Below are 21,745 nucleotides of genomic sequence, written 5' to 3'. Positions count from 1 at the left end.
TTTATGTCAAATACTTCTTGCTCTACGTCTTTACAATATCCTTTACACCGCCCCCGCAGGGCTCGCCTAAATCAATGGTCAAGAGCCTTGATTCAAGAAACAGACTTGTCTCCTAGAAATTTTATATATCCTGTTTTTGTGCTTGAGGGCAAAGGACGCCGAGAGGCTGTACCTTCAATGCCTGGGGTCGAAAGACAATCCGTCGATATCTTGTTAGAAACCGCAAAGCAATGTGTAGATTTAGGTATTCCTGTGATGGCCCTATTTCCGGTTATTGATTCATCATTAAAAACACTGGATGGTGCTGAAGCTTTTAATCCAAATGGTCTCGTACCCAATGCTGTAAAAACTCTCAAAGATCACTTCCCTGAATTAGGCATTATGACGGACGTTGCTCTAGATCCATACACCAGTCATGGCCAAGATGGCCTGATTGACGAATCAGGTTATGTGCTCAATGAAGAAACAACGGAAGTCTTGGTGCAACAGGCAATTTGTCAGGCAAGAGCTGGATCTGATATTGTGGCACCCTCCGATATGATGGATGGTCGTATTATCGAAATCCGTGATGGCTTAGAGTCTGAAGGTTTTATTCATACCCAAATCATGGCGTATTCCGCAAAATATGCGTCTGCTTTTTATGGTCCTTTTCGAGATGCCGTCGGCTCTTCAGGCAACTTAGGTAAAGGCAATAAAAAAACCTATCAAATGGACTTTTGTAATTCCGATGAAGCAATTCGTGAAGTCGCTCTTGATATTTCTGAAGGTGCTGATATGGTCATGATTAAGCCAGGTATGCCTTATTTAGATATCGTGCGCCGCGTTAAAGATACCTTTGGATATCCCACCTTCGCCTATCAGGTGAGTGGGGAATATACGATGATCAAAGCTGCGTCACAAAACAATTGGCTGGATCACGATCAAGTCATGATGGAATCTTTAATGGCTTTTCGAAGAGCGGGTGCTGATGGCATCCTCACTTATTTCGCTTTAGATGCTGCAAGATTACTTCTGTCGAAGTAATCTTAATTTTTCTTGCAGTTTTTCCGGTGAAATAATTCCAACTACTCTGAGCTTCTCAACTTCCTGACCTTGCGCGTTAATAAAAATAAATGCTGGTGGGCCAAATAATTGGTACTCATTTAATAGTTCTTTTTCATTGATTCCTGAGGTCGTGACATCTACTTCAATTCTTTTAAAGTTTTGTAATTGGTTTTTTATATCTTGATTACTCAAAACTATTTTGTCTATCTCTTTGCAGCTAACGCACCAATCAGCATAGTAGGTAATAAAAACCCCATCTTGTTCTTTCGTTAATAGGCTGATCGATTGTTTGAGCCCATCTAACGAGGTTACCACTTGATAATCTAGTCCACCAATTTCTTTGGTACCTACTTGCCTAGGTCCGCTGATCAAACTACTCACAGCGGGATACATCATCCACAAGGCAAACCCTATTAATAAAATTGCTAAAACGCGTTGGACTCGCACCATCCAAGAACCAGCTTTGGGTACCAAACTTCTTGCCCCAATCGCAAAGAGTAATAATGGCACCCCCATGCCTAAGGCCATAGCAAATAAAATGAGTCCACCTAATTCTACTTTTCCACTTTGAGCTATAAATGTAAGTACACCCGCTAATGGGGCTGTGACGCAAGGGCTTGCGATTAAGCTCGACAACGCCCCAAGCATAAATACTCCAAATAAACTTCCGCCTTGGTGTTGATCCATCCACTGATGTACCATTTGATTCCAAGCGTGAGGCAACCTGAGTTCATACATCCCCATTAAGCTTGCTGATAATCCAATCATTAGTAATCCAAAGCCGATAACTACAATTGGGTTTTGTAATACGCTAGAAACTCCAGCACCAAACCAGGCAGTTGCCATTCCGGCGAGACTAAAGGCTAAAGCCATTCCAAGTACGTATAGGCTAGCAAGGGTCAATGATTTTTTTCGAGATGGCTGCTGACCCGATGTTGCACCAAAAACAATACTCGATAAAATCGGCAACATCGGCAACATACATGGCGTAAATGCCAACCCAAGTCCCAACATAAAAAATATTCCAAGCAATACTGGCGTAGAGGTACTCCCTAGTAATCTGTTTAAAGCATTTAAATCATCTTTTGCTTCCCACCAAGATGTTGTTGTTTCATTGTTGCTAGGCAATAATTGCTCAGCAGATGCTACCGATTGAACGATAGAATCATATTGAACGATTTGCATATACCGTGTCATTGGGGGATAGCAAATACCTTTTTCTGCACAGCCCTGTACTTGTATTTCTAAGTAAAGGGGTATTTGTTTTGGCAGACTGTTGGCATTAAATCGATAACTAATAATGCCGTCATATGTCCTCACTATTTTCTGAAAATTATCATCAAATTTTTCGTGAGGAACAGGTAATTGTTCGGGTTTTAATAAGGTTAAAAGTCCATCTAATTTAGTATTTACTTGAATTGAATCTTGATAAATGTAATACCCTTTTGAGTTATCAAACGTAATTTCTAAACCCTGTTGAGTTAATTGGCCACGAACTTGAAAAGCTTCCTCAGGTCTCAAGTACTCTTTCCCATGACTAATTAATGTCAAGGTACTTAATACAAAAATGAGCAGGTGTTTCAGATAGTTTTTAAACATACAACTGCTGCCCTGATTGTCCTAACTCCTCTAACATCCAATGTAAATAAGTGGCTTCAATTTCAAGTATTGGAGTTGCGATTATTTCAGGAATCTCATATGGATGAAATTCTTTGACGCAAGCTTGTATTGCAGGCCAATAGGTGTGAATCGATTTGGCATGCATCATCACCTCTTGACTGTTTTCTAGCTGATTCTGCCAGCGATACAAACTTTCGACAGCAGAAAATTGTGCGCAAGCAATTAATTGTTTTTCAATTAACTGTTTGGCTATTTCTAATGCAATTTCTTTGCTTGGAAAACTAACCGTAACAATGATAGGCTGATGTATGTTCATATGATGGTATCTAGTACCTTATTGTGTCAGAGTTTTCTATGGTTTGCAGAACAAAAAAGCCAGGGTCAATTTGAGCCTGGCTTTTTGGTTTACATCGTCAATTTACTCTGCTTCAACTGCCTCAGTTTCATCCATTGCCGGACGATCAACTAACTCAACAAGAGCCATTGGTGCATTGTCACCAACCCTGAATCCAAATTTAAGGATTCGAGTGTAACCACCTGGACGTGCAGCATAACGTGGGCCTAATTCAGTGAAGAGTTTAGTAACCATTTCACGATCACGTAAGCGGTTAAACGCTAAACGACGATTCGCTAAATTATCTTTTTTACCAAGCGTAATTAATGGCTCTACAACACGACGCAACTCTTTAGCTTTTGGTAATGTTGTCTTAATTAACTCATGTTGTAACAATGAATTAGACATATTACGCAACATCGCTAAACGATGGGAAGATGTACGATTGAGCTTACGCAGTCCGTTTCCGTGACGCATGATACTTCCTTTCTATTATTTCTCTAGACCTGTTGGAGGCCAGCTTTCTAACTTCATTCCTAAAGTTAATCCGCGAGCAGCTAAAACGTCTTTAATTTCATTAAGGGATTTACGTCCCAAATTAGGAGTCTTTAACAACTCATTTTCAGAGCGTTGAATTAAATCACCAATGTAATAAATGTTTTCAGCTTTTAAGCAATTCGCTGAACGTACTGTTAACTCTAAATCATCTACAGGACGCAACAACATTGGATCAACCATCGGTGAACGGGCAGACTGAACATCACCCATAACTTGGTTATTTTCTAACGCGGCAAAGACTACGAGTTGATCTACTAAGATTCCAGCTGATTGACGAATGGCTTCTTCAGGAGTAATAACTCCGTTAGTTTCAATTGTCATTACCAGTCTGTCTAGGTCAGTACGTTGTTCTACACGAGCAGACTCAACAGCATAACTAACACGTTTGATTGGACTAAATGATGCATCCAAAACAATACGACCAATTAACTTGGTGTTTTCATCTGAGTAGTGACGTTGGTTACCAGGTACATAACCGCGACCTTTTTCAATCTTAATTTGCATATCTAACTTACCACCTGCAGATAAATTTGCAATCACGTGCTCTGGATTAATTAATGTAATATCATGCGGTAAATCAATATCAGCAGCAGTAACGATGCAAGGTCCTTCTTTACGCAACATGACTGTAACTTCATCACGTGACTCAAGCTTAAATACAATACCTTTTAAATTGAGTAATAAATTAACAACGTCTTCTTGAACGCCGTCTAATGTGGAGTACTCATGTACTACCCCACCTATACTTACTTCAGTTGGTGCATAACCAGCCATTGAAGATAAAAGTACACGACGTAATGCATTACCAAGAGTGTGGCCATAGCCACGTTCAAATGGCTCCATAACGACTTTTGCCTGATTAGGGCCAATTGCTTCTACAGAAATAATTTTGGGCTTCAGCAGTGTTGTTTGCATATATTTTCCTTAGGGATGCCTCAATTAACGTGAATAAAGTTCGACAATCAAGCTTTCGTTGATATCACCACTAAGTTCATCACGGTCAGGAACTTTTTTAAATGTTCCTTCTAATTTAGTGGCGTCAACGCTAACCCAACTTGCAGGTCCAATTTGTTGCGCTAACGTCAAGGCTTCTTGAACACGAGTTTGTTTTTTTGCTTTCTCATGGATGGCAACAATGTCACCTGGCTTCACTTGCATTGAAGGAATGTTCACAACATCACCATTCACTACAATTGCTTTATGAGACACTAATTGTCTTGCCTCAGAACGAGTTGATCCGAACCCCATGCGATAAACCACATTATCTAAACGTGACTCCAATAAGGACAATAATGTTTCACCAGTATTACCTTTGCGGCGATCAGCTTCTGCAAAGTAACGTCTAAATTGACGCTCAAGAATGCCATACATTCTTTTCACTTTTTGCTTTTCGCGCAACTGATTGCCATAATCTGAAGTACGAGCTCCAGATGTACGGCCATGTTGACCTGGCTTGCTATCTAACTTGCATTTATCAGCAAGTGGACGACGAGCGCTTTTTAAAAATAAGTCGGTACCTTCCCGACGTGATAATTTAGCCTTAGGGCCTATATAACGTGCCACGTGTATTTCCTTTCTTTGCCGCTGTTTTCACAGTGGGTAAGTTCAAATGTATATATTTGAACGGTGGGCTTAATTTAAAAAATCGCGTTTAAAGACTTAAATGCGACGACGCTTAGGAGGGCGACAACCATTATGCGGAACTGGTGTCACATCCTGAATCTCAGTAATCTTGATACCTAAACCGTTAAGAGCTCTAACAGCTGACTCACGACCAGGACCAGGACCCTTGATTTGAACTTCTAAATTTTTAATACCACATTCAATGGCTGCTTTACCAGCAACTTCCGCTGCAACCTGAGCAGCAAATGGTGTAGATTTTCTTGAGCCTTTGAAGCCCTGTCCGCCAGAAGTAGCCCAAGAAAGAGCATTTCCTTGACGATCAGTGATCGTAACAATGGTATTGTTGAATGAAGCATGCACGTGTGCAATGCCGTCAGCAATATTCTTTTTAACCTTCTTGCGAACTCTTGTTGCATTCGCTTGTTGTGGTTTTGCCATATAAGTTCCGCTTTCCTATTATTTCTTGAGCGCAATGCCTGCTTTACGCGGACCTTTGCGTGTGCGTGCATTTGTCTTAGTACGCTGACCACGAACCGGAAGACCTTTACGGTGACGAACGCCACGATAACAGCCCAAGTCCATGAGGCGTTTAATATTCATCGTTACTTCTCGACGAAGATCTCCCTCAGTGGCAAATAAACCTACTTGCTCACGAATTTTTTCCAAGTCTGAATCAGTCAAATCTTTGACTTTTTTGGACTCAGGAACACTCGAAGCTTCGCAAATTTGTCTAGCGCGAGTGATGCCAATCCCGAAAATCGAAGTTAATCCGATAACGGTATGTTTATGGTTGGGGATGTTTACCCCGGCGATACGTGCCATATAAATTCCTCTAAATTAATCTACTTAACCTTGACGCTGCTTATGACGTGGATCTGATGAACAAATCACACGTAATACGCCTTTACGCTTAATGATCTTGCAGTTACGGCAAATACATTTAACTGATGCCAATACTTTCATGACTAACCCCTCTCCAATTCGTACTACTTGGCACGAAAAATAATTCGTGCACGCGTTAGGTCGTATGGAGTCATCTCCACAGTAACCTTATCACCAGGAAGAATACGAATATAGTGCATCCGCATCTTTCCGGAAATATGTCCCAAAACTACATGTCCATTTTCCAACTTCACCCGAAACATCGCATTCGGTAAATTCTCTACAATTTCGCCAGCCATCTGTATGACATCATCTTTAGCCATATTTAGACGCCTGGACCCATTTTAAAATTCGCTTTTTTCATTAATGAATCATATTGTTGTTGCATCAGATATGACTGCACTTGCGCCATAAAATCCATTGTTACAACAACAATAATTAGCAATGACGTGCCGCCAAAATAAAAAGGTACTTGCCAATTCAATACTAAAAACTCTGGCAATAAACAAACTAAGGTAATGTAAGCTGCGCCTGCAAGAGTTAATCTAGCTAAAATTTTATCAATGTACTTAGCAGTTTGATCTCCGGGACGTATGCCAGGTACAAATGCTCCGCTTTTTTTCAAGTTATCTGATGTCTCACGGCTATTAAACACTAGAGCTGTGTAGAAAAAACAAAAGAAAATAATCGCAGTTGCGTACAAAATAATATAAACAGGCTGACCAGGTTGTAAGGTGCTTGATAAGTCTTTAATAAAACGTGAGAACATGTTCGTGTTTTCACCAGCAGTAAACCACTGAGCAATCGTTGCAGGGAACAAGATGATTGAAGATGCAAAGATGGGAGGAATTACACCCGCCATGTTCAACTTCAATGGTAAATGGGATGATTGTCCGCCATAAACCTTGTTACCAACTTGACGCTTGGCATAATTAACCAATATACGGCGTTGGCCACGCTCAACAAATACGACAAAATAAGTTACTGCAGCCACAACCAAAACTACTAATATAGATGAAATAATACTCATTGAGCCCGTACGCACCAACTCTAATAATCCGCCTAAAGCGTTTGGTAAACCAGAGGCAATACCAGCAAAGATGATGATTGAAATACCATTACCCAATCCACGCTCCGTGACTTGCTCTCCTAACCACATGAGAAACATCGTTCCAGTAACCAAGGTAACAACTGTAGTCAGGCGGAAAATAGATCCTGGATCGGTGACCAGTCCAGCTTGTGACTCAAGCGCTATTGCAATACCTAATGCCTGAAAAGTAGCTAATCCAAGGGTGGCATATCGCGTATATTGCGTTATTTTTCTTTGCCCTGAACGACCTTCTTTTTTAATCGCCTCAAATGTAGGAATCACCACTGTCAGCAATTGCATAATAATCGACGCAGAAATGTAAGGCATGATACCTAATGCAAAAATGGTAAAACGGGATAATGCTCCACCTGAGAATAAGTTAAACATTCCCAAAATCCCACCTTTAGCGTCATTAAATAGACTTGCTAATTGGTTCGGATCAATTCCAGGTACTGGAATATGTGCGCCTACTCTATAAACCACTAATGCCATGACGAGAAACAACAGACGATTTTTTAAATCGCCAAATTTGTTTCCTGACTTCATCAGGCTAGAAGCGGTTGGAGAAGAGGTTGCCATTAATTACACTTCCTCAACCAATTTACCACCAACAGCTTCAATCGCGGCACGCGCGCCTGCAGTGGCTGTTAAGCCTTTTAATGTTACAGCTTTTGTCAACTCACCAGTTTTAATTACTTTTACTGATTTAATCTGTTCATTTGCTAAGCCATTTTGCTTAAGTACAACTAAGTCAATTTCAGATACATTCAAACGCTCAATATCTGTTAATGTGATTTCACCAACGTGACGGCGTGTCAATGATACAAATCCACGCTTAGGCAAGCGGCGATATAAAGGCATTTGACCGCCCTCAAATCCAACTTTATGAAAGCCACCTGAACGAGACTTTTGTCCCTTGTGTCCACGACCAGCAGTTTTACCAAGGCCAGAACCAATTCCACGCCCAACACGACGTTTTGCATGTTTTGCGCCAGCAGCAGGTTTTAAGTTATTTAATTCCATCATTTCCTCTGTCAATTAATGGCTTAATTTAATTCTTTAATAAGATAAGACACTTTATTCATCATGCCGCGTACAGCTGGCGTGTCCTCTAATTCAGATGTTGTATTAACACGACCAAGACCAAGGCCACGGACTGTTGCACGATGGCTTTCACGTGTGCCGATCAGGCTACGAACTAATTTAATTTTTACGGTTTTCTTTTCAGTCATGTTTATTCTCGATTCACTTAACCTAAAATTTCTTCGATTGACTTGCCACGTTTAGCAGCAATCTCTGAAGGCGTGCTCATCTTGCTTAAGCCATTGATCGTTGCTCTAACCATGTTGTATGGATTTGTTGAACCAATCGACTTTGCAACCACGTTTGTAACGCCCATTACATCAAATATTGCACGCATTGGACCACCTGCAATCACTCCAGTACCTTCTTTTGCAGGAGAAATCAAAACGCGAGACGCGCCGTGTTCACCGATTACAGAATGTTGAAGTGTGCCTTGACGGAGTGGAACCTTGATCATCTTACGACGAGCTTCGTCCATTGCTTTTTGCACGGCAACTGGAACTTCTTTAGATTTTCCTTTGCCCATGCCAATTCGGCCATCACCATCACCAACTACAGTTAAAGCAGCAAAACCTAAAATACGACCACCTTTAACCACTTTAGTTACGCGGTTAACAGCAATCATTTTTTCGCGTAAACCATCATCACGCTCTTCTGCTGCCATCTTTGCTTGCATTTTTGCCATGTTCTTTTCCTTGACCTTTACTTAATCTGCTCTTAGAACTTCAGTCCAGCTTCACGAGCGGCTTCTGCTAAAGCTTTAACGCGTCCGTGATAACGAAAACCTGAACGATCAAAAGCTACTTCTGTAACACCAGCTTTTAATGCACGCTCAGCAATTAGTTTGCCAATTTCTTTTGCAGCATTGCTATTGCCACCATTTGTTAAGCTACTACGTAATTCTTTTTCCATTGTCGAAGCCGCTGCCAAAACTTTTGTTCCACAAGAACTGAAAAGTTGAGCAGTGATATGCAGATTGGTACGCATGATAGCAACTCGAGGTACTGCGAGTTCTGCAATCTTGATACGTGTCTGGCGTGAACGACGGATACGGGATTCTTTTTTGTTCATCATATTCGGCCTCGATTACTTCTTCTTTGTTTCTTTAATGAGAACCACTTCATCGCTATAACGTACGCCCTTACCTTTATAAGGCTCAGGAGTTCTGTAAGAACGAACTTCAGCGGCTACTTGTCCAACTTGTTGCTTGTTGGCGCCCTTAATAATGATTTCAGTTTGAGTAGGAGTCTCTGCTTTTACGCCCTCTGGTAACTCATAAATTACATCATGAGAAAAACCAAGTTGAAGCTTTAAAGACTTACCTTGTGCTGCTGCACGATAACCCACACCAATTAAATTTAATTTGCGCTCAAAACCCTTAGTAACACCAGTAACCATGTTATTCACAAGGGCACGGGTAGTTCCAGATAGAGCATTTGATTCACGAGACTCATCATTGCAAGTAACTTGTAATGATCCTGCTTCCTGCTTCAAAGAAACTAGTGGATGCAAGTTATGGGTCAAGGTGCCAAGTGGGCCCTTTACCGTAAGCAATGCTCCAGCAATTTGAATCTCTGCACCAGTAGGAACTTGAATAGGCGATTTACCAACACGTGACATATTCGTTCTCCTTAGGCGACATAGCAGATAACTTCGCCACCCACGCCATTAGCGCGAGCTTTACGATCAGTCATCAAACCTTGTGGGGTTGAAATAATTGCCACGCCTAAACCATTCATAACTTCAGGTATGTCGTGACGACCTTTGTAAATACGTAAGCTGGGCTTTGAAACGCGCTCAATGCGCTCAATAACTGGACGACCAGCATAGTATTTCAGGGTAATACTTAAAACAGGTTTCGCGGTTTCACCCACGATATCAAAACTATCGATATAACCCTCATCTTTTAAAACATTTGCAATAGCAACTTTTAATTTAGATGATGGCATTGTTACACCTGGCTTTTGCACTGCTTGCGCATTGCGAATCCGGGTTAACATATCTGCGATTGGATCGGTAAAGCTCATAATTTCTCCTAATCTCTACTATTACCAGCTGGCTTTAGTAACGCCCGGAATTTCACCCCTAAAGGCAATCTCACGGATCTTGCCGCGACCCAAACCGAATTTACGGAATGTGCCACGTGGACGTCCAGTCAAAGCACAACGGTTACGTTGGCGAGTGGGGCTAGCGTTACGAGGTAAAGCTTGTAACTTTAAACGCGCGTCATAGCGCTCTTCCTCAGACTTAGAGGTATCTTCAATGATTGCTTTTAACTCTGCGCGTTTTACGGCAAATTTAGCAACAGTCTTTGTACGTTTTTTTTCGCGCTCAATTAATGAAAGTTTAGCCACGTTAACCTCTTAGTTACGGAAAGGAAATTTAAAGGCCGCTAACAAAGCTTTTGCTTCATCATCTGTTTTAGCGGTTGTAGTGATACTGATGTTTAATCCACGCAAAGCATCGATTTTGTCGTATTCAATTTCCGGGAAAATAATCTGCTCTTTAACGCCAATGTTGTAATTTCCACGGCCGTCAAAAGCTTTTCCAGATACACCACGAAAATCACGCACACGAGGTAATGCAACGGTAATAAAACGATCTAAAAACTCATACATTCTTTGACCACGTAAAGTTACCATTGCACCAATTGGATAACCTTGACGAATCTTAAATCCAGCAATCGCTTTTCTAGCAACAGTAACAACAGGCTTTTGACCAGCCACCTTTGTTAAATCGCCCACGGCATGCTCAATTACTTTTTTATCGGCAACAGCTTCGCCTAAACCCATATTAAGGGTAATTTTTGTAATGCGCGGCACTTCCATTACGGACTTATAACCAAACTTTGCGGTTAATTCGCCAACAACAGTTTTTGTATAGTGCTCTTGAAATCTCGTTGTCATATTTCTTCCCCTTAAGCCGCTAAAGTTGCACCTGTGGTCTTCAAGAAACGAACTTTTTTACCGTCCACTTCTTTAATACCTACACGCGATGGCTTACCATTTGCATCGATGTGAGCCACATTCGAAATTTGAATCGGCATCGTTTTATCGATTACACCACCTGTTACACCCGCCGCTGGGTTGGGCTTAACATTTTTTTTGTACTGGTTAATGCCTTCAACCAAAATCTTTTGGTCAAGTATGGCAGTAACAGTTCCTTGCTTACCTTTGTCGCGACCAGTAGTAACAATGACCTGATCACCTTTACGAATCTTTTTCATGGCCTCTCCTTAGATCACTTCAGGCGCTAATGAAACAATCTTCATAAAACGCTCTGTACGCAATTCACGCGTTACAGGGCCAAAGATACGTGTTCCAATTGGCTCTAATTTTGCATTCAGCAAAACCGCCGCATTAGCATCAAATTTAATTAAAGATCCATCAGCGCGACGGACGCCCTTGGCTGTACGTACAACGACAGCGTTGTAAATATCACCTTTTTTCACGCGCCCTCTAGGAGCTGCGGATTTAACGGTTACTTTAATAATGTCGCCAATGCTTGCATAACGGCGCTTGGAACCACCCAAGACCTTAATGCACATTACTTCACTGGCGCCAGTATTATCAGCGACCTGTAGTCTGCTTTCAGTTTGAATCATTTTTTTATCCCCAACTTAAATACCCGAAGGCAATCAGTCTTGGTTCCGTTAAGGGCTTTAATTGTTTATTTAAACAACTTAAGCCCGGATTAATAAATGCTTTTGCAACGCTCTTTATTCCTGCAATTCTGCATAAATTTGCGATAAATTACAGGAAGCCCTCTACTATAGCAAGCTTAAATAAAACTTGCAAGCTTTTTTAAATGCCTTTTGATTCTTCTACTACTCTTGTTACCACCCATGATTTTGTTCTAGACATTGGTCTAGATTCAGAAATTTCAACAGTGTCACCAATCTTGATCTGGTCTGATTCGTCATGAGCATGATATTTCTTCGAAACACCAAAATATTTACCATACAATTCGTGCTTTACTTTTCTCTCTACGAGGACAGTAACCGTCTTTTGCATTTTGTCGCTAACAACGCGACCAACTAATGTTCTTTTTAAAGATTGAGTTTCTTTATTCATTTTTCAGCCGCCTTTTGATTCAAAGCTGTTTTGACACGCGCAATCGCTTTCTTAGTTTTACTAAGCTGACTTGAGTCTTGCAACTGTTGCGTACCTTTTTGCATACGCAATTTAAATTGCGCCTTTAATAACTCTGAGAGTTCGTTGTTGAGGCCTTTAACATCTTTAGCCAATAGTTCTTTCATTTCCATGTCTTTTCTCCAGCTTAAGAGCCAATTTGACGAACAACAAATGCCGTTTGGATCGGTAACTTAGCTGAAGCTAAACGAAAAGCTTCACGCGCCAAGGACTCTTCCACACCGTCCATTTCATACAATACTTTACCTGGCTGAATTTCAGCTACGTAATACTCAGGATTACCTTTACCGTTACCCATACGAACTTCAGCTGGCTTAGTTGAAATTGGCTTATCTGGGAAAATTCGAATCCAAATACGACCGCCACGTTTAATGTGACGAGTCATCGCACGACGCGCAGCTTCAATTTGACGCGCAGTCAATCTTCCACGACCCATAGCTTTTAAACCGAAATCGCCAAAGGCAACAGAACTTCCACGTGTTGCTTTGCCAGTATTACGGCCTTTTTGTTCTTTTCTATATTTACGACGTTTTGGTTGCAACATAATTATTCTCCTGCCTTAGGTGCATCTTCAGGCTTGACAACTTTACGCACACGCTTAACAGCGGCTTTAACTTCTGGCTTGTCTTCAGTAGTTGCGCCATCTGCTTTACGTGGGGCACGTGGTGCACGACGTGGCTTTTTATCTTCTTCCGCTTCAGCAACAGGAGCTGCAGGAATTACTACTCCAGACCCTAATGTGTCGCCTTTATAAACCCAAACTTTTACACCAATAATGCCGTATGTAGTTTCAGCCTCTGATGTTGCATAATCAATATCAGCTTTTAATGTATGAAGTGGAACACGACCTTCGCGATACCATTCACGACGCGCAATCTCAGCGCCGTTTAATCGTCCTGAGCTCATAATTTTGATTCCTTGAGCCCCTAAGCGCATTGCGCTTTGCATAGCACGCTTCATCGCACGACGGAACATAATACGCTTTTCAAGCTGTTGCGTGATAGAGTCTGCAATTAACTGCGCATCAATTTCAGGCTTACGGATTTCTTCGATGTTGACGTGGACGGGCACTCCCATACGCCTTTGTAATTCTTTACGTAAAACTTCAATGTCTTCACCCTTTTTACCAATCACCACGCCTGGACGTGAGCTGAAGATAGTTATTTTTGCATTTTTAGCTGGGCGCTCAATCACAACTTTACTTACGGAAGCATTTTTGAGCTTCTTTTTAAGGTAGTTACGTACATCAATGTCTTCTTGTAGCATGCTTGCAAAATTTGTATTGCCAGCGTACCAACGTGAAGTCCAGTTTTTAGTAACCGCTAAACGGAAACCATTGGGATTAATTTTTTGACCCATGACTCTTCCTTAATTACTCAAAGTCACAGTGATGTGACAAGTTTGTTTTTCAATTTTGTTGCCGCGACCTTTTGCGCGAGCAGTAAAACGCTTGAGAGATGTAGCTTTATCAACGGTGATTGACTTTACTTTTAACTCATCGATATCTGCTCCAGCATTGTGCTCTGCATTTGCAATGGCTGACTCAACTACTTTCTTCACAATAAATGCGGCCTTCTTAGGGCTAAAAGCGAGTATGTTCATTGCTCGTGAGATTGGCAATCCGCGTATTTGGTCCGCAACCAAACGAGTCTTTTGTGCACTAATTCTAGCGCTACGGTGAATGGCTTTAGTTTCCATCATTTCCCCTTACTTCTTAGCTTTCTTATCGGCAGCATGACCCTTAAAAGTACGAGTCAAAGCAAATTCACCGAGTTTATGACCTACCATGTTTTCTGACACATATACCGGTACATGCTGACGGCCGTTATGCACAGCAATCGTCAGCCCGATAAATTCAGGCAGAATCGTGGAACGTCTGGACCATGTTTTAATGGGCTTTTTGTCTTTAATGGCCACTGCAGTCTCAACCTTTTTTACAAGGCTGACGTCACAAAATGGTCCTTTTTTAGCTGATCGTGTCATGTTTATTTCCTCAATCGATTAACGTTTTTGACGACGTTGTACGATCATTGTCGTAGTACGCTTATTACGTCTTGTACGATATCCCTTTGTCGGGGTTCCCCATGGAGATACAGGTACGCGACCCTCACCAGTACGACCTTCACCACCACCATGTGGGTGATCGACCGGATTCATAGCCACACCACGAACAGTTGGGCGAATACCACGCCAACGATTCGCACCTGCTTTACCAATTTGACGCAATGAATGCTCTTCATTACCTACTTCACCAATGGTTGCACGGCATTCAATGTGTACTCGGCGAACTTCGCCTGAGCGCAATCTTACTTGAGCGTAGATACCTTCGCGAGCTAAAAGAACCGCAGAACCACCAGCAGATCTAGCAACTTGAGCACCTTTGCCAGGCATGATTTCAACACAATGAATCGTACTACCCACTGGAATATTTCGGATTGGCAAATTATTACCAGCCTTAATTGGCGCCTCTGAACCATTCATGATTGCCTGGCCAACTGTCATGCCTTTTGCCGCGATAACATAACGTCTTTCACCATCAGCAAACAAAATCAATGCTACGTTAGCGCTTCTGTTCGGATCATACTCTAAACGCTCAACCTTAGCTGGAATACCATCTTTATCATTACGCTTAAAATCAACCATACGATAGTGATGCTTATGTCCACCACCTTTATGACGCGTGGTGATATGACCGTTATTGTTACGGCCGGCATGTTGGAACTGTGGCTCGAGCAACGGAGCAAATGGTTTACCTTTGTGTAAATCTGGATTAACCAGTTTTACCATTGAGCGACGTCCTGGGGACGTCGGCTTAGTTTTCATTAATGGCATTATTTAACCTCCGACTCAAAGTTAATCTCTTGACCCGGCTTCAAAGAAACGTAGGCTTTTTTCACATGATTACGACGCCCTTCAAAACGGCCAAAGCGCTTTGCCTTACCTTTTTGATTGACCACCTGAACCGACTCAACCTCAACCTTGAACAACATTTCAACGGCACCTTTAATTTCCAACTTATTTGCATCACGAGCCACTTCAAAAACAACTTGTTCGTTTTTATCAGCGACCATAGTTGCTTTTTCAGAAATTACAGGGCCAAGCAAAATGCTTAATAGGCGATGTTCATTTTTACGGGTTTGTATCATTTGAGCATCTCCTCAATTTGCGCTATCGCTGTTTTACCAACCAAAATATTTTGATAGTGAACGAGTGATAAAGGATCAGCATGCTTTGGCTCTACGATAGCAACTTTGTGCAAGTTACGCGATGCCAAATGCAAGTTTTCATCTACCTTATCCAAAATAATGAGAACAGATTCAAGACCCATCGCTTTTACCTTAGCTGCCAAGAGCTTAGTTTTTGGAGCATCTAAATTGAAGTCATCAACAACATTTAGGCGACCTTCGCGAGCTAATTGAGACAAAATCGATCTCATACCCGCACGGTACATTTTCTTGTTTACTTTGTGTGAAAAATTCTCATCAGGCGAGTTCGGGAATATCCGTCCACCTCCACGCCATAATGGTGAAGATGACATACCAGCTCTCGCGCGTCCAGTACCTTTTTGATTCCAAGGCTTCTTGGTTGTGTGATGAACCATTTCACGGTCTTTTTGTGCGCGATTACCGCTTCTTGCATTTGCTTGATAAGCAATCACAACCTGGTGCACTAAAGCTTCGTTGTATTCTCTTTCGAATACCTCTGGTGAAGCTGATACAGCCTCACCAATTTTTCCATTTGCTTCTAGGAGCTTGAGTTCCATAATGCCTCCTATTAAGATTTAGCAGCAGGCGCTTTAATCGCCGGCGTAACAATTACTTTTCCACCACGTGATCCAGGTACAGCTCCCTTAACTAACAAGAGTTGTCTTTCTGCATCTACGCGGGCTATTTCTAGGTTTTGTACTGTTCTAGTCACATCACCTAAATGTCCTGTCATACGCTTACCAGGGAATACGCGTCCAGGATCTTGAGCCATACCTATAGATCCCGGTACGTTATGTGATCTTGAATTACCATGACTTGCGCGACCTGAGGCAAAGTGGTAGCGCTTAATAGTACCAGCGTAACCTTTACCAATAGTGACGCCTTGGACGTCTACCTTCTGGCCTACAGTGAAAGAATCAACGCCAACAGTTGAGCCTGCTTGCAGGTCAGCGAGTTTACTTGCGTCAATTCTGAATTCGTTAAGTGCGTTACCAGCCATCACTCCAGCTTTAGCAAAATGACCAGCCATTGCTTTGGTAACACGTGATGCACGGCGTTCGCCGTGAGCTAACTGAACAGCATCATAGCCATCAGTTTCCTGAGTTTTGATTTGTGCGACTCTGTTGTTGCTTACATCGATTACAGTGACTGGAATTGAGTCACCTTCATCTGTAAACAAGCGAGTCATGCCGACCTTCCGGCCGATCAAGCCTAAGCTCATATCTTGCTCCAATGTCGACAACGATTGGTCGACGAAAATTAAATTTAATGGCTCTTAGTGAAGGAATGCTTACTAAAAACCCCATTCTTGGTAATACAACTACAAAACTTTTCAAACAAATTTGGTAGAACTCAGCATTCTATACAGCTTTTATTCGTTTGGCAAGTATTTTTTTACTGCAATTTAATTTCTACATCAACACCAGCGGGCAAATCTAATTTCATCAATGCATCAACTGTTTTTTCTGTGGGATCTACGATATCCATTAAACGTAAATGAGTACGGATTTCTAACTGATCACGTGAAGTTTTATTAACGTGTGGTGAGCGCAAAATATCAAAGCGCTCAATACGTGTTGGCAATGGAACTGGTCCTTTTACAACAGCACCTGTTCTTTTTGCTGTATCTACGATTTCAGCAGCTGACTGATCAATTAATCGATAGTCAAATGCTTTTAAACGAATTCTAATTTTTTGGCTTTGCATGATTATTTCCTAAAGAACATAGCGGCGCTGACGCTAAATTAAATTTTTAGCAGGTTGTGTGCAGCGCACACACAACCTGTCATACAAAATTACTTAAGCAATAATTTTAGAAACAACACCAGCACCAACGGTACGGCCACCTTCACGAATCGCGAAACGTAAACCTTCTTCCATCGCGATCGGCGCAATTAACTTCACGCTAATTTCAACGTTATCACCAGGCATTACCATTTCTTTATCTTTTGGCAACTCAATCGCGCCAGTTACGTCCGTTGTACGGAAGTAAAACTGCGGGCGATAGTTGTTAAAGAATGGTGTATGACGGCCGCCTTCATCTTTCGATAAAACGTATACGCTACCTGTAAATTCTGTATGCGGCAAAATTGAACCTGGCTTACACAACACTTGACCGCGCTCAACGTCTTCACGCTTTGTACCACGCAACAAGATACCAACGTTATCGCCAGCTTGACCTTGATCTAACAACTTACGGAACATCTCAACACCCGTACATGTCGTCTTTTGTGTGGCGCGAATACCAACAATCTCAATCTCTTCACCAACTTTTACAATGCCACGCTCGATACGACCTGTAACCACAGTTCCGCGACCAGAGATCGAGAACACGTCTTCTACAGGCATCAAGAACGCGCCGTCAACAGCACGCTCAGGTGTCGGAATGTATGTATCTAATGCCTCGGCTAAAGCCATAATCGCTTGCTTGCCGAGTGGGCCTTCGTCGCCCTCTAATGCTAATTTTGCTGAACCTTTAATGATTGGTGTGTCATCGCCAGGGAAATCATACTTGGACAACAACTCACGCACTTCCATTTCAACGAGTTCTAATAATTCTTCATCATCCACCATGTCGCATTTATTTAAAAATACAACGATGTACGGAACACCAACCTGACGTGCAAGCAAAATGTGCTCACGTGTTTGTGGCATTGGACCATCAGCTGCTGAACAAACTAAAATCGCGCCGTCCATTTGGGCTGCGCCGGTAATCATGTTCTTTACATAGTCAGCGTGGCCTGGGCAATCAACGTGTGCGTAGTGACGATTCTGCGTCTCATACTCAACGTGCGCTGTATTAATCGTAATACCGCGCGCCTTCTCTTCTGGCGCCGCATCAATTTGGTCATACGCTTTGGCTTCTCCACCAAACGCTTTTGACAACACCGTTGTTATCGCTGCAGTTAATGTTGTCTTACCATGGTCAACGTGACCAATTGTTCCGACGTTTACGTGCGGCTTCGTCCGCTCAAACTTCTCTTTTGCCATTTTTAGCCTCTACTCAGTTAGATATATAAAAAGTTAAATTATTTTGCTTTGGATGCAATAACAGCATCTGCCACATTCTTTGGAGCCTCTGCATAATGCTTGAATTCCATCGTGTATGTTGCACGCCCTTGTGTTAAAGAACGTAAACCCGTTGAATATCCAAACATCTCAGCTAATGGAACTTCAGCACGCACAATCTTGCCGCCACCACCTGCGATATCATCCATACCTTGCAATATTCCGCGGCGTGAAGATAAATCTCCCATGACGTTACCCATGAAATCTTCAGGCGTCTCCACTTCAACAGCCATCATTGGCTCTAAAAGTACAGGACTTGCGCGACGCATACCTTCTTTGAAGGCCATTGAACCAGCCATCTTAAATGCGTTCTCATTTGAGTCAACATCATGGTATGAGCCAAAGAATAATGTTGCTTTAATGTCAACAACCGGATAACCAGCAACTACACCGTTATTCAATGTTTCTTGAATACCCTTATCAACTGCAGGAATGTACTCGCGTGGTACAACACCACCCTTAATTGCGTCAACGAATTCGTAACCCTTGCCTGGCTCTTGTGGCTCCAACTTCAACACAACATGGCCATACTGTCCACGTCCACCAGACTGCTTAACAAATTTACCTTCGATTTCTTCACATACTTTACGAATTGTTTCGCGGTATGCAACCTGTGGCTTACCAACCGTTGCCTCTACACCAAATTCACGCTTCATTCGGTCTACAAGAATTTCTAAGTGCAACTCACCCATACCAGAAATAATCGTTTGGCCAGACTCTTCGTCTGTTTTAACGCGGAATGATGGATCTTCTTGAGCTAGACGATTTAAAGCAATACCCATTTTTTCTTGGTCAACTTTTGTCTTCGGCTCAACAGCTTGAGAAATTACTGGCTCCGGGAACACCATTCTTTCAAGAATAATAATGGATGATGGATCACATAATGTTTCTCCAGTCGTAGCATCTTTTAATCCGACTGCCGCAGCGATATCACCAGCGCGAACTTCTTTAATTTCTTCACGTTGGTTTGCATGCATCTGCAGAATTCGTCCAATACGCTCTTTTTTGCCCTTGATTGGGTTATAAATCGTATCGCCAGAATTAATGACTCCAGAATAAACACGGAAGAAAATGAGCTGCCCAACAAACGGGTCGGTCATAATCTTAAACGCGAGTGCTGAAAACTTTTCATCATCAGTTGCATGACGCTCAGTTTTTTCACCGTTTTCTAATTCTCCTGTAACTGGAGGAATATCTGATGGTGCTGGCATGTAATCAATTACGCCATCCAACATCGCCTGCACACCCTTGTTCTTAAAAGCAGAACCGCACATCATTGGCACAATTTCACCGGCAAGAGTTCGGGCGCGAAGAGCAATCTTTACTTCCTCTTCAGAAAGTGGCTCACCACTCAAATACTTGTCCATTAACTCTTCAGAAGATTCAGCTGCAGCTTCGAGCATTTTTTCGCGCCACTCGTTAGCGGTATCTAATAATTCCGCTGGAATTTCTTCGTAGTTAAATTTAATCCCTTGTGACTCTTCATCCCACAAAATGGCTTTCATTTTGACGAGGTCAACTACGCCCTTGAAGTTTTCTTCAGCGCCAATTGGAATCTGAATTGGAATAGGGTTTGCTTTCAAACGCGCGCGCATCTGATCATGTACTTTGAAAAAGTTTGCGCCAGTGCGGTCCATCTTATTTACAAAGGCCAGACGTGGTACACGATATTTATTAGCCTGACGCCAAACAGTCTCTGACTGTGGTTGTACGCCACCAACTGCACAATAAACCATACATGCACCGTCCAAAACACGCATTGAACGTTCTACTTCGATAGTAAAGTCAACGTGTCCTGGGGTATCAATAATATTGATGCGATGCTCTGGGTAGTTACCACCCATGCCTTTCCAGAAAGCAGTCGTTGCAGCAGAAGTAATAGTAATACCTCGCTCCTGCTCTTGCTCCATCCAGTCCATTGTGGCTGCGCCATCGTGAACTTCACCAATTTTATGGTTTACACCTGTATAAAACAGGATACGTTCAGTTGTTGTCGTTTTACCAGCATCAATATGTGCTGAAATTCCAATATTGCGATAACGCTCGATGGGGGTCTTTCGTGCCACTGTATCCTCGAAGAAGTATAAGGTTTAAAAACGGAAATGTGAGAATGCTTTGTTTGCTTCAGCCATGCGGTGCACTTCATCACGCTTTTTCATTGCGCCGCCACGACCTTCTGAAGCTTCTAATAATTCATTTGCCAAGCGTTGCGCCATTGATTTTTCACTGCGCTTTTTAGCAGCCTCTCTTAACCAACGCATTGCCAGAGCTAAACGACGTGAAGGGCGAACCTCCACTGGAACTTGATAGTTTGCGCCACCTACACGACGACTTTTTACCTCAACCATTGGCTTAACATTTCCCATAGCTACAGAAAAAACGTCCAAGGGTGGTTTATTTGCCTTTTTCTCGATATGCTCAAAAGCGCCATAAACAATACGCTCTGCAACAGATTTTTTGCCGTCCAACATGAGTACGTTCATGAATTTAGCTACTTCGACATTCCCGAATTTTGGGTCTGGGAGAATTTCTCTCTTGGGTACTTCTCTACGACGTGGCATAACAACTCCTTTAATTTTCAGTTGGGAAAATTCCCTTGACTGCTTAACTAGCCTTAGACCGAAGCAGTCACTTACTTACTGCACATCAATTTGATATGCAGTACCTGCCAAGAAATTAAGCTTTCTTGGCTTTCTTCGCACCATACTTGGAGCGAGATTGTTTACGATCCTTAACACCTTGTAAGTCTAATGATCCACGAACAATGTGATAACGAACACCTGGTAAATCCTTTACACGACCGCCACGAATCAGAACCACGGAGTGTTCCTGAAGATTGTGACCTTCACCGCCAATGTATGAAATGACCTCGAAACCATTGGTCAAGCGTACCTTAGCGACTTTACGCAATGCAGAGTTCGGCTTTTTTGGCGTTGTAGTATATACACGCGTGCAAACTCCACGTCTTTGCGGACTATTTTGTAAAGCTGGACTCTTGCTCTTTACCACTAAGTTGGTTCGGGGCTTTTTGAGCAACTGGTTAATTGTTGGCATAACTTACTCTCAATACACTTTTTTCATCAAT

The 21,745-nt window shown here is 42.2% G+C and carries 36 protein-coding genes; 1 reads left to right on the top strand and 35 read right to left on the bottom strand.

From position 1 onward, the window contains the following. The first annotated feature begins 3 nt into the window (after window positions 1-3). A complete protein-coding gene (gene hemB / locus QMN06_RS00475; RefSeq protein ID WP_281970532.1) occupies window positions 4-1,023 on the top strand; it encodes a porphobilinogen synthase in 1,020 nt (339 codons plus the stop codon). Here hemB and dsbD read toward each other — a convergent pair. From dsbD to rpsL, 35 genes are all read right to left on the bottom strand, one after another. Further along, on the bottom strand, window positions 1,006-2,643 hold the full coding sequence (gene dsbD / locus QMN06_RS00470) for a protein-disulfide reductase DsbD (protein WP_281970531.1): 1,638 nt from the start codon (window positions 2,641-2,643) through the stop codon (window positions 1,006-1,008). The genes hemB and dsbD overlap by 18 nt on opposite strands. Then, window positions 2,636-2,980 (bottom strand): divalent-cation tolerance protein CutA, encoded by a 345-nt coding sequence (gene cutA / locus QMN06_RS00465; RefSeq protein WP_281970530.1) that lies wholly within the window; start codon window positions 2,978-2,980, stop codon window positions 2,636-2,638. Before cutA ends, dsbD begins: the two co-directional genes overlap by 8 nt. Before the next feature lie 102 nt (window positions 2,981-3,082). Beyond that, window positions 3,083-3,475: a 50S ribosomal protein L17 gene (gene rplQ / locus QMN06_RS00460; RefSeq protein ID WP_281970529.1), complete on the bottom strand. Its 393-nt coding sequence runs from the start codon at window positions 3,473-3,475 to the stop codon at window positions 3,083-3,085. A 15-nt stretch (window positions 3,476-3,490) separates the two neighbouring features. Beyond that, the gene (gene rpoA / locus QMN06_RS00455) at window positions 3,491-4,471 is read right to left on the bottom strand and encodes a DNA-directed RNA polymerase subunit alpha (protein WP_281970528.1); all 981 of its coding nucleotides are present in this window, start codon (window positions 4,469-4,471) and stop codon (window positions 3,491-3,493) included. 24 nt (window positions 4,472-4,495) lie between these two features. Continuing rightward, window positions 4,496-5,119 (bottom strand): 30S ribosomal protein S4, encoded by a 624-nt coding sequence (gene rpsD / locus QMN06_RS00450; RefSeq protein WP_281970527.1) that lies wholly within the window; start codon window positions 5,117-5,119, stop codon window positions 4,496-4,498. Window positions 5,120-5,215: 96 nt separating this feature from the next. Next, on the bottom strand, window positions 5,216-5,617 hold the full coding sequence (gene rpsK, locus QMN06_RS00445; RefSeq protein WP_281970526.1) for a 30S ribosomal protein S11: 402 nt from the start codon (window positions 5,615-5,617) through the stop codon (window positions 5,216-5,218). A gap of 18 nt (window positions 5,618-5,635) precedes the next feature. Next, window positions 5,636-6,001 carry a 30S ribosomal protein S13 gene (rpsM, locus tag QMN06_RS00440; protein WP_281970525.1) on the bottom strand — a complete coding sequence of 122 codons (366 nt, stop codon included), beginning with the start codon at window positions 5,999-6,001 and terminating at the stop codon, window positions 5,636-5,638. A gap of 24 nt (window positions 6,002-6,025) precedes the next feature. Then, window positions 6,026-6,142, bottom strand: a complete 117-nt coding sequence (gene rpmJ, locus QMN06_RS00435) for a 50S ribosomal protein L36 (protein ID WP_281970524.1) — start codon at window positions 6,140-6,142, stop codon at window positions 6,026-6,028. Window positions 6,143-6,165: 23 nt separating this feature from the next. Continuing rightward, window positions 6,166-6,384 carry a translation initiation factor IF-1 gene (gene infA / locus QMN06_RS00430; RefSeq protein WP_084285861.1) on the bottom strand — a complete coding sequence of 73 codons (219 nt, stop codon included), beginning with the start codon at window positions 6,382-6,384 and terminating at the stop codon, window positions 6,166-6,168. Between the two features lie 2 nt (window positions 6,385-6,386). Further along, entirely contained in the window at window positions 6,387-7,730 is a 1,344-nt protein-coding gene (secY, locus tag QMN06_RS00425; RefSeq protein ID WP_281970523.1) for a preprotein translocase subunit SecY, read from the bottom strand. Window positions 7,731-7,733: 3 nt separating this feature from the next. Continuing rightward, window positions 7,734-8,174 (bottom strand): 50S ribosomal protein L15, encoded by a 441-nt coding sequence (rplO, locus tag QMN06_RS00420; protein ID WP_281971692.1) that lies wholly within the window; start codon window positions 8,172-8,174, stop codon window positions 7,734-7,736. Between the two features lie 23 nt (window positions 8,175-8,197). Continuing rightward, the gene (gene rpmD, locus QMN06_RS00415; RefSeq protein WP_281970522.1) at window positions 8,198-8,383 is read right to left on the bottom strand and encodes a 50S ribosomal protein L30; all 186 of its coding nucleotides are present in this window, start codon (window positions 8,381-8,383) and stop codon (window positions 8,198-8,200) included. A 17-nt stretch (window positions 8,384-8,400) separates the two neighbouring features. After that, the gene (rpsE, locus tag QMN06_RS00410) at window positions 8,401-8,919 is read right to left on the bottom strand and encodes a 30S ribosomal protein S5 (protein WP_281970521.1); all 519 of its coding nucleotides are present in this window, start codon (window positions 8,917-8,919) and stop codon (window positions 8,401-8,403) included. Window positions 8,920-8,951: 32 nt separating this feature from the next. After that, a complete protein-coding gene (gene rplR, locus QMN06_RS00405; RefSeq protein WP_281971691.1) occupies window positions 8,952-9,305 on the bottom strand; it encodes a 50S ribosomal protein L18 in 354 nt (117 codons plus the stop codon). Window positions 9,306-9,320: 15 nt separating this feature from the next. Beyond that, window positions 9,321-9,854 carry a 50S ribosomal protein L6 gene (rplF, locus tag QMN06_RS00400; RefSeq protein WP_281970520.1) on the bottom strand — a complete coding sequence of 178 codons (534 nt, stop codon included), beginning with the start codon at window positions 9,852-9,854 and terminating at the stop codon, window positions 9,321-9,323. 11 nt (window positions 9,855-9,865) lie between these two features. Then, the gene (gene rpsH, locus QMN06_RS00395) at window positions 9,866-10,261 is read right to left on the bottom strand and encodes a 30S ribosomal protein S8 (RefSeq protein WP_281970519.1); all 396 of its coding nucleotides are present in this window, start codon (window positions 10,259-10,261) and stop codon (window positions 9,866-9,868) included. A 21-nt stretch (window positions 10,262-10,282) separates the two neighbouring features. Next, window positions 10,283-10,588, bottom strand: coding sequence for a 30S ribosomal protein S14 (gene rpsN, locus QMN06_RS00390; RefSeq protein ID WP_281970518.1), 306 nt, complete (start codon window positions 10,586-10,588; stop codon window positions 10,283-10,285). 9 nt (window positions 10,589-10,597) lie between these two features. Continuing rightward, the gene (gene rplE / locus QMN06_RS00385; protein ID WP_281970517.1) at window positions 10,598-11,140 is read right to left on the bottom strand and encodes a 50S ribosomal protein L5; all 543 of its coding nucleotides are present in this window, start codon (window positions 11,138-11,140) and stop codon (window positions 10,598-10,600) included. Window positions 11,141-11,151: 11 nt separating this feature from the next. After that, a complete protein-coding gene (gene rplX / locus QMN06_RS00380; RefSeq protein WP_281970516.1) occupies window positions 11,152-11,460 on the bottom strand; it encodes a 50S ribosomal protein L24 in 309 nt (102 codons plus the stop codon). Window positions 11,461-11,469: 9 nt separating this feature from the next. After that, window positions 11,470-11,838, bottom strand: coding sequence for a 50S ribosomal protein L14 (gene rplN / locus QMN06_RS00375; protein ID WP_281970515.1), 369 nt, complete (start codon window positions 11,836-11,838; stop codon window positions 11,470-11,472). Window positions 11,839-12,037: 199 nt separating this feature from the next. Then, window positions 12,038-12,307, bottom strand: a complete 270-nt coding sequence (rpsQ, locus tag QMN06_RS00370; protein WP_281970514.1) for a 30S ribosomal protein S17 — start codon at window positions 12,305-12,307, stop codon at window positions 12,038-12,040. Next, window positions 12,304-12,498, bottom strand: a complete 195-nt coding sequence (rpmC, locus tag QMN06_RS00365) for a 50S ribosomal protein L29 (protein ID WP_281970513.1) — start codon at window positions 12,496-12,498, stop codon at window positions 12,304-12,306. Before rpmC ends, rpsQ begins: the two co-directional genes overlap by 4 nt. Before the next feature lie 14 nt (window positions 12,499-12,512). Next, on the bottom strand, window positions 12,513-12,929 hold the full coding sequence (gene rplP / locus QMN06_RS00360) for a 50S ribosomal protein L16 (protein WP_281970512.1): 417 nt from the start codon (window positions 12,927-12,929) through the stop codon (window positions 12,513-12,515). 2 nt (window positions 12,930-12,931) lie between these two features. Continuing rightward, window positions 12,932-13,744, bottom strand: a complete 813-nt coding sequence (gene rpsC / locus QMN06_RS00355; RefSeq protein ID WP_281970511.1) for a 30S ribosomal protein S3 — start codon at window positions 13,742-13,744, stop codon at window positions 12,932-12,934. 9 nt (window positions 13,745-13,753) lie between these two features. Further along, a complete protein-coding gene (rplV, locus tag QMN06_RS00350) occupies window positions 13,754-14,083 on the bottom strand; it encodes a 50S ribosomal protein L22 (RefSeq protein ID WP_281971690.1) in 330 nt (109 codons plus the stop codon). A 9-nt stretch (window positions 14,084-14,092) separates the two neighbouring features. Beyond that, window positions 14,093-14,368 (bottom strand): 30S ribosomal protein S19, encoded by a 276-nt coding sequence (rpsS, locus tag QMN06_RS00345; RefSeq protein WP_281970510.1) that lies wholly within the window; start codon window positions 14,366-14,368, stop codon window positions 14,093-14,095. A gap of 18 nt (window positions 14,369-14,386) precedes the next feature. Continuing rightward, window positions 14,387-15,217 (bottom strand): 50S ribosomal protein L2, encoded by an 831-nt coding sequence (rplB, locus tag QMN06_RS00340; protein ID WP_281970509.1) that lies wholly within the window; start codon window positions 15,215-15,217, stop codon window positions 14,387-14,389. Beyond that, window positions 15,217-15,531, bottom strand: coding sequence for a 50S ribosomal protein L23 (gene rplW / locus QMN06_RS00335; RefSeq protein ID WP_281970508.1), 315 nt, complete (start codon window positions 15,529-15,531; stop codon window positions 15,217-15,219). The genes rplB and rplW overlap by 1 nt, the downstream gene beginning before the upstream one ends. Then, window positions 15,528-16,148 carry a 50S ribosomal protein L4 gene (rplD, locus tag QMN06_RS00330; RefSeq protein WP_281970507.1) on the bottom strand — a complete coding sequence of 207 codons (621 nt, stop codon included), beginning with the start codon at window positions 16,146-16,148 and terminating at the stop codon, window positions 15,528-15,530. The genes rplW and rplD overlap by 4 nt, the downstream gene beginning before the upstream one ends. Before the next feature lie 11 nt (window positions 16,149-16,159). Further along, window positions 16,160-16,813, bottom strand: coding sequence for a 50S ribosomal protein L3 (gene rplC / locus QMN06_RS00325; protein WP_281970506.1), 654 nt, complete (start codon window positions 16,811-16,813; stop codon window positions 16,160-16,162). 173 nt (window positions 16,814-16,986) lie between these two features. Next, complete coding sequence (gene rpsJ / locus QMN06_RS00320) at window positions 16,987-17,298, bottom strand: 30S ribosomal protein S10 (RefSeq protein ID WP_084285796.1); 312 nt, start codon at window positions 17,296-17,298, stop codon at window positions 16,987-16,989. Between the two features lie 93 nt (window positions 17,299-17,391). Beyond that, window positions 17,392-18,582 (bottom strand): elongation factor Tu, encoded by a 1,191-nt coding sequence (gene tuf, locus QMN06_RS00315; protein WP_281970495.1) that lies wholly within the window; start codon window positions 18,580-18,582, stop codon window positions 17,392-17,394. Between the two features lie 38 nt (window positions 18,583-18,620). After that, window positions 18,621-20,726: an elongation factor G gene (fusA, locus tag QMN06_RS00310; RefSeq protein ID WP_281970505.1), complete on the bottom strand. Its 2,106-nt coding sequence runs from the start codon at window positions 20,724-20,726 to the stop codon at window positions 18,621-18,623. A gap of 24 nt (window positions 20,727-20,750) precedes the next feature. Beyond that, a complete protein-coding gene (rpsG, locus tag QMN06_RS00305) occupies window positions 20,751-21,221 on the bottom strand; it encodes a 30S ribosomal protein S7 (protein ID WP_281970504.1) in 471 nt (156 codons plus the stop codon). Between the two features lie 115 nt (window positions 21,222-21,336). Next, on the bottom strand, window positions 21,337-21,714 hold the full coding sequence (rpsL, locus tag QMN06_RS00300) for a 30S ribosomal protein S12 (RefSeq protein WP_281970503.1): 378 nt from the start codon (window positions 21,712-21,714) through the stop codon (window positions 21,337-21,339). Between the last annotated feature and the right edge of the window lie 31 nt (window positions 21,715-21,745).

Origin of the sequence: Polynucleobacter sp. SHI8 (genome assembly GCF_027944005.1) — a bacterium.
Taxonomy (GTDB): Bacteria; Pseudomonadota; Gammaproteobacteria; order Burkholderiales; family Burkholderiaceae; genus Polynucleobacter.
This window is presented reverse-complemented; position numbering and strand designations above follow the sequence as displayed.

What these genes read in the sequence shown, in the direction of transcription:
- rpsC (WP_281970511.1), bottom strand. Translation starts at nt 13,744, where the DNA reads ATGGGTCAAAAAATTAATCCCAATGGTTTCCGTTTAGCGGTTACTAAA.
- rplQ (WP_281970529.1), bottom strand. Translation starts at nt 3,475, where the DNA reads ATGCGTCACGGAAACGGACTGCGTAAGCTCAATCGTACATCTTCCCAT.
- rplN (WP_281970515.1), bottom strand. Translation starts at nt 11,838, where the DNA reads ATGATTCAAACTGAAAGCAGACTACAGGTCGCTGATAATACTGGCGCC.
- rplD (WP_281970507.1), bottom strand. Translation starts at nt 16,148, where the DNA reads ATGGAACTCAAGCTCCTAGAAGCAAATGGAAAAATTGGTGAGGCTGTA.
- secY (WP_281970523.1), bottom strand. Translation starts at nt 7,730, where the DNA reads ATGGCAACCTCTTCTCCAACCGCTTCTAGCCTGATGAAGTCAGGAAAC.
- rpmC (WP_281970513.1), bottom strand. Translation starts at nt 12,498, where the DNA reads ATGGAAATGAAAGAACTATTGGCTAAAGATGTTAAAGGCCTCAACAAC.
- tuf (WP_281970495.1), bottom strand. Translation starts at nt 18,582, where the DNA reads ATGGCAAAAGAGAAGTTTGAGCGGACGAAGCCGCACGTAAACGTCGGA.
- rpsM (WP_281970525.1), bottom strand. Translation starts at nt 6,001, where the DNA reads ATGGCACGTATCGCCGGGGTAAACATCCCCAACCATAAACATACCGTT.
- rplX (WP_281970516.1), bottom strand. Translation starts at nt 11,460, where the DNA reads ATGAAAAAGATTCGTAAAGGTGATCAGGTCATTGTTACTACTGGTCGC.
- rpmD (WP_281970522.1), bottom strand. Translation starts at nt 8,383, where the DNA reads ATGACTGAAAAGAAAACCGTAAAAATTAAATTAGTTCGTAGCCTGATC.
- rplC (WP_281970506.1), bottom strand. Translation starts at nt 16,813, where the DNA reads ATGAGCTTAGGCTTGATCGGCCGGAAGGTCGGCATGACTCGCTTGTTT.
- rplW (WP_281970508.1), bottom strand. Translation starts at nt 15,531, where the DNA reads ATGATACAAACCCGTAAAAATGAACATCGCCTATTAAGCATTTTGCTT.
- rpsK (WP_281970526.1), bottom strand. Translation starts at nt 5,617, where the DNA reads ATGGCAAAACCACAACAAGCGAATGCAACAAGAGTTCGCAAGAAGGTT.
- rplF (WP_281970520.1), bottom strand. Translation starts at nt 9,854, where the DNA reads ATGTCACGTGTTGGTAAATCGCCTATTCAAGTTCCTACTGGTGCAGAG.
- dsbD (WP_281970531.1), bottom strand. Translation starts at nt 2,643, where the DNA reads ATGTTTAAAAACTATCTGAAACACCTGCTCATTTTTGTATTAAGTACC.
- rplP (WP_281970512.1), bottom strand. Translation starts at nt 12,929, where the DNA reads ATGTTGCAACCAAAACGTCGTAAATATAGAAAAGAACAAAAAGGCCGT.
- rpsJ (WP_084285796.1), bottom strand. Translation starts at nt 17,298, where the DNA reads ATGCAAAGCCAAAAAATTAGAATTCGTTTAAAAGCATTTGACTATCGA.
- hemB (WP_281970532.1), top strand. Translation starts at nt 4, where the DNA reads ATGTCAAATACTTCTTGCTCTACGTCTTTACAATATCCTTTACACCGC.
- rpoA (WP_281970528.1), bottom strand. Translation starts at nt 4,471, where the DNA reads ATGCAAACAACACTGCTGAAGCCCAAAATTATTTCTGTAGAAGCAATT.
- rplE (WP_281970517.1), bottom strand. Translation starts at nt 11,140, where the DNA reads ATGACAACGAGATTTCAAGAGCACTATACAAAAACTGTTGTTGGCGAA.
- rpsE (WP_281970521.1), bottom strand. Translation starts at nt 8,919, where the DNA reads ATGGCAAAAATGCAAGCAAAGATGGCAGCAGAAGAGCGTGATGATGGT.
- cutA (WP_281970530.1), bottom strand. Translation starts at nt 2,980, where the DNA reads ATGAACATACATCAGCCTATCATTGTTACGGTTAGTTTTCCAAGCAAA.
- rplO (WP_281971692.1), bottom strand. Translation starts at nt 8,174, where the DNA reads ATGGAATTAAATAACTTAAAACCTGCTGCTGGCGCAAAACATGCAAAA.
- rpsL (WP_281970503.1), bottom strand. Translation starts at nt 21,714, where the DNA reads ATGCCAACAATTAACCAGTTGCTCAAAAAGCCCCGAACCAACTTAGTG.
- rpsG (WP_281970504.1), bottom strand. Translation starts at nt 21,221, where the DNA reads ATGCCACGTCGTAGAGAAGTACCCAAGAGAGAAATTCTCCCAGACCCA.
- rpmJ (WP_281970524.1), bottom strand. Translation starts at nt 6,142, where the DNA reads ATGAAAGTATTGGCATCAGTTAAATGTATTTGCCGTAACTGCAAGATC.
- rplR (WP_281971691.1), bottom strand. Translation starts at nt 9,305, where the DNA reads ATGAACAAAAAAGAATCCCGTATCCGTCGTTCACGCCAGACACGTATC.
- infA (WP_084285861.1), bottom strand. Translation starts at nt 6,384, where the DNA reads ATGGCTAAAGATGATGTCATACAGATGGCTGGCGAAATTGTAGAGAAT.
- rplB (WP_281970509.1), bottom strand. Translation starts at nt 15,217, where the DNA reads ATGCCATTAATGAAAACTAAGCCGACGTCCCCAGGACGTCGCTCAATG.
- rpsS (WP_281970510.1), bottom strand. Translation starts at nt 14,368, where the DNA reads ATGACACGATCAGCTAAAAAAGGACCATTTTGTGACGTCAGCCTTGTA.
- rplV (WP_281971690.1), bottom strand. Translation starts at nt 14,083, where the DNA reads ATGGAAACTAAAGCCATTCACCGTAGCGCTAGAATTAGTGCACAAAAG.
- rpsQ (WP_281970514.1), bottom strand. Translation starts at nt 12,307, where the DNA reads ATGAATAAAGAAACTCAATCTTTAAAAAGAACATTAGTTGGTCGCGTT.
- rpsH (WP_281970519.1), bottom strand. Translation starts at nt 10,261, where the DNA reads ATGAGCTTTACCGATCCAATCGCAGATATGTTAACCCGGATTCGCAAT.